Source organism: Bradyrhizobium sp. (assembly GCF_035701725.1).
GTDB lineage: Bacteria > Pseudomonadota > Alphaproteobacteria > Rhizobiales > Xanthobacteraceae > Bradyrhizobium.
In genome coordinates, this window is record NZ_DASSRP010000253.1 from 1 (window position 1) to 4,277 (window position 4,277).

5 protein-coding genes are annotated in these 4,277 nt (G+C 62.1%); all 5 read right to left on the reverse strand.

Annotated features, from left to right (window positions below; genetic code table 11):
• On the reverse strand, positions 1 to 1,378 hold a 1,378-nt coding region (locus VFL62_RS14955; protein ID WP_325173156.1), incomplete at its 3' end, for a TonB-dependent receptor.
• A 184-nt stretch (positions 1,379 to 1,562) separates the two neighbouring features.
• Positions 1,563 to 1,817 (reverse strand): hypothetical protein, encoded by a 255-nt coding sequence (locus VFL62_RS14960; protein WP_325173157.1) that lies wholly within the window; start codon positions 1,815 to 1,817, stop codon positions 1,563 to 1,565.
• Between the two features lie 117 nt (positions 1,818 to 1,934).
• Positions 1,935 to 2,195, reverse strand: a complete 261-nt coding sequence (locus VFL62_RS14965) for a DUF3297 family protein (RefSeq protein WP_325173158.1) — start codon at positions 2,193 to 2,195, stop codon at positions 1,935 to 1,937.
• Positions 2,192 to 2,668 (reverse strand): glutathione peroxidase, encoded by a 477-nt coding sequence (locus VFL62_RS14970; RefSeq protein WP_325173159.1) that lies wholly within the window; start codon positions 2,666 to 2,668, stop codon positions 2,192 to 2,194. Before VFL62_RS14970 ends, VFL62_RS14965 begins: the two co-directional genes overlap by 4 nt.
• A 2-nt stretch (positions 2,669 to 2,670) precedes the next feature.
• Positions 2,671 to 4,074, reverse strand: a complete 1,404-nt coding sequence (locus tag VFL62_RS14975; RefSeq protein WP_325173160.1) for an amidase family protein — start codon at positions 4,072 to 4,074, stop codon at positions 2,671 to 2,673.
• Between the last annotated feature and the right edge of the window lie 203 nt (positions 4,075 to 4,277).

Consider the following 4,277-nt stretch of genomic DNA (forward strand, 5'->3'; position numbering starts at 1 on the left):
TATGTTTGAAATCACCGGTATTGAACTTGTAGGTCAACTCCGACTGGTTGGCGAGCACGTCGGTGGTCTGATAACGGCTCTGCGGGTTGGCCGTGAATGTCGCGGCCGACAACGGCAGCGGCGCGGTCGGCGATTCCGGCAAGGTGCCGATATAGTTGTTGAGCGAATGCGAGACCCGCACCTTGTCGTTGAAGGTGAGATCGGGCGTGAGCTTGACCTCAGTGTTGACTGTGCCGATGTCCTGCTGAACCTGGAAGAAGTCGCGGTAGACGAAGCCGTAGAAATTGTCACGGTTGACCCCATAGTCCGGATACGGACCGCCCGCCGTGGTGCCGAACTTCTGGTTGCTCGACGAGGTGGTGGCGCCCGGCCGATAATACGGCACGCCGAAATCCGGAATGCCGTGCAGGTCGCTTTGAACATAGTCCGTGGTGATCTTGATCGCGTCGCTCGGCGTCCACTTGGTCGCCACAAACCCGCCGGAACGGTCGTCGGTGACGTAGTTGCGCCCCGCCACGTCGGCATCCTGAAACATGCCGCCCGCGCGAACGGCAAAGGTCGGGGTCACGATCTGGTTGACGTCGAGCACGATCCGCTTGGTGGCGTCGGTGCCGAACGTCGTATCCATGTTGTAGAAGCTCTTCTCCTCTTGAGCTTCCTTGGTGACGATGTTGATCGCGCCGCCGGTGGTGCCGCGGCCGGCAAAGGATGAGCCCGGACCGCGCAGGATCTCCACCTGCTCGGTGAAGAAATTCTCTCGAACGCTGACACCGGGGTCGCGCAGGCCATCGATGAAGACGTCGTTACGGGCATCGAAGCCGCGGATGAAGAAGCGGTCGCCAAACGCGTTGCCGCCCTCGCCGCTGCCGAGCGTGACGCCCGCCGTGCTCAGGATCGCCTGCTTCAACGTGGTGGCGTTCTTGTCTTCCAGAACGTCCTTGGTCAGCACCGTGACCGTCTTGGGTGTATTCAATAGCGGCTCGGGAAATTTTCCCGACGCTTGCAGCCGGTCGCCCTTGTAGGGTGCGGACGGGTCGGCATAGCGATCGCGATCCGGCAACAGCGCGGCACTGCCGGTCGCCGGCGCGGGCTTGGCCTGTTGCTGTTGGCGCCTGGCGGCGCGGCGCAATGCGTTGCGCGCCCTCACCTGATCCGGGGTCGGTGCACTGGCCGCAGGTTTGGGGCGCGCAACCGGCGCATCGACGGAGACCGGCGGCAGATTGGACTGCTGCGCTTCAGCACCGCCAGAGAACGATGCCACGGCCACCAGTCCAGCAACTGAGGAGACCTTGCGGCCCGCCTGCCCGTCAAGCCGTTCGTCAGAGAAAGTCGTCGCAGCATTCGCACGCAGCGAACGCGGTGCCCGCACCCGAGTCATCAGTTGCCCCATCAGCTTTTTCTTGGCTCATGCTGTTTCCCCGGCATGAGCGAATGCTAAGTTGGTATCGGGCGTGAAATTTGCGGTCAACACGCAGGCGCTTTGAATATTCCTAGATCAAATCGATTCTAATTCTGCGTTTGAAATCGATCTAAGAGATCACTCGCGCGAATCCGTACGCGCTTCAGTCGCCATCGACCTCGTCAACACTCGGCGGCTTCATCAGCGAAAACAATTCGTCGAGGGTTTGCTTTGCGGCCTGGCGCGCCCGCTCCGGACGATCCGATCCGGCGATGTTGATCCCTTGCACGACCGCCCGCATCTCATCGCGAAAATCGGTCAAAAACTGCAAAGGGTCACGGGAATTATTGGCAACGCGCGCAATCAATCCAGCAATCAGGAGCTGGCATGCAATCATGCGTCCGTTCAGTTCATCCATCTCCGCGCACAGGCTCCCGATCGCGGCATGCGATTGCGTGCCGCGATTCGCCTTAGACCATTGTGGGTGGAGCGCGCTATCGAAGAATAGGTTCGTTCGAAGGATTCTAAACGCCGACTACTTCTTGTCCCGGAAATACGGCTCAACCGGTCCGTGCACCTTGATGGTCAGCGGATTGCCGTAGCGATCCTTGGCGTTGCCGGCGGTGATGCGGATCCAGCCCTCGCTGACGCAGTATTCCTCGACGTTGTTTTTCTCGACGCCCTTGAAGCGGATGCCGACGTCACGCGCCAGCACGGCCTCGTTATAATAGGGGCTTTGCGGATCGACACAGAGACGATCCGGCAGTTGGTCCGCCGCCTGGTTTTTCTCGTTCACAGCAATGCCTCGATGTCCTTGGTAAGTGATTCCGGCGTCGCGATCGGCGCGTAGCGCCCGACCACCTTGCCGGAACGGTCGATCAGGAATTTGGTGAAATTCCATTTGATCGCCGAACCGAGCAGCCCGGACTTTTCGCGCCGCAGATACTGATAGAGCGGATGGGCGTTGTCGCCATTGACCTCGATCTTGTCGAACATCGGAAAAGTCACGGCATAGTTCGAGGAACAGAACTGTCCGATCTCGGCCGCACTGCCCGGCTCCTGACGCCCGAACTGGTTGCAGGGAAAGCCGAGCACGGAAAAACCGCGTGCGCCGTATTTCTGCTGCAATGCTTCGAGGCCTTTATATTGCGGCGTGAATCCGCAGGCGCTTGCGGTGTTGACGATCAGAAGCACCTGACCGGCAAACCGCTTGAGCGGCGTATCCTCGCCCGCAAGCGATTTCGCGGAAAAATCGTAGATCGTGCTCATCGTCAACCCGGATACGGATCGATCGGCGATGGCGGCGTGCCGCCGGCCTCGATCGCCTCGCCCGCGAGCAGGAGAAGGTCTTCGCGGTAGCGGCCAGCGACGAGATGCACACCGACCGGCACGCGCCCAACCAGTCCCGTGGACACCGTGAGGCCCGGCAGGCCCATGAAGGGAATGGCGATCTGCGGGAGCTGCGCGCGCCAGACGCGCGCGAACGAGGCATCGTCTCTGGTGTCGAGTTCATCCGGGAACGGCAGTTCGCCGCACACCGGCATCAACAGCACCGGATATTTTTCCAAAAACAGCGACCATTCGCGCACCAGCGTCGCCCGCCGCGTCAGGATCTTCGAGAGCGTCAGATGATCGAATGGAAACACCTTCGACTTGTTGCCGCGCAGGCAGGCAAGCGCGCCGGGATCGCCCTCGCGTTCGGCGGCGGCAAGCTGCCCTTCGTAGTTGTCGCCGAGCCAGAGCTTGGTCTGATTTTCGGCCGCCTCTCGGAGGGGCGGCAAGCTCGTGATTTCCTCGACGGTCCAACCGGCACGCTCGAGGCGCTTGGCGGCATCGACCACCGCGGCTTTGACCTCGGCAACGGGATCGAGCCCTTCCGGGTCAACGCACAAGGCGACGCGCTTGGGCCGCGGCGGGCCTTCGAGCGGTGCCGGCACCCACCAGGGATCGCGCGCATCCGGCATCGACATCGCCGCAAGGGAAATCCGCAGGTCATTGATGGTGCGCGCGAGAGGGCCAGAGACGGCCGCGATCTGCGGCCCGATCAGCCGCTCGGGCAGTGCGGCGTTATGGGCGGCGACGCGGCCGGTGGTGGTACGAAGGCCGTGCACGCCATTGGCATAGGCCGGATAGCGGATCGAGCCGGCGATATCGGTGCCGTGCGCGATGTGGCCGATGCCGGCCGCGACTGCCGCGCCCGCCCCGCCGGACGAGCCGCCCGGCGTGATCGAGGGATCGCGCGGGTTCTTGGTGTTGCCGTGAATGAGATTGGTGGTAAACCAGCGATAGGAGAATGCCGGACAATTGGTGCGGCCGAGGATAACCGCGCCGGCCTTTCGCAAGTTATCGACGACCGGGCTGTTGTCCTTCGCGATCAGCGCGGCCTGCATCTTCAGACCGTTGGTATTGGCATAGCCCGCCTGATCGATATTCGCCTTGATCGTGACTGGCACGCCGGCCAATACGCCGGCATCCTCGCCGCGCGCGATCGCCGCATCGACGGCATTCGCCTGCGCGAGCACGTCGTCGGGCCGATGATCGACGACCGCGTTGATCGCGGGGTTGACCGCATCGAGCCGCGCCAACGCCGAGGTCGCAGCCTCTTTGGCCGAAACTTTCTTCGACTTGATCAGGCCGGCCAATTCGTGCGCCGGTAGGCGCCAGATATCTTTCATGTTCGGCCCCCTTGTCGGCCCGAGTTGATAGCGATAGCCGCTGCGTGGCCTCAGCGATAGTGCGAGATGTAATACGCAAGATCGGCGATCTGCTCCTTCGGCACCTCGCCCATCACGTCCGCCATGGTGCCATCGTAGCCGTGGCGCGAATTGTCCTTGTATTCGCCAAGCGTCTTGTTGAGATAGTCCTCGCGCTGATTGGC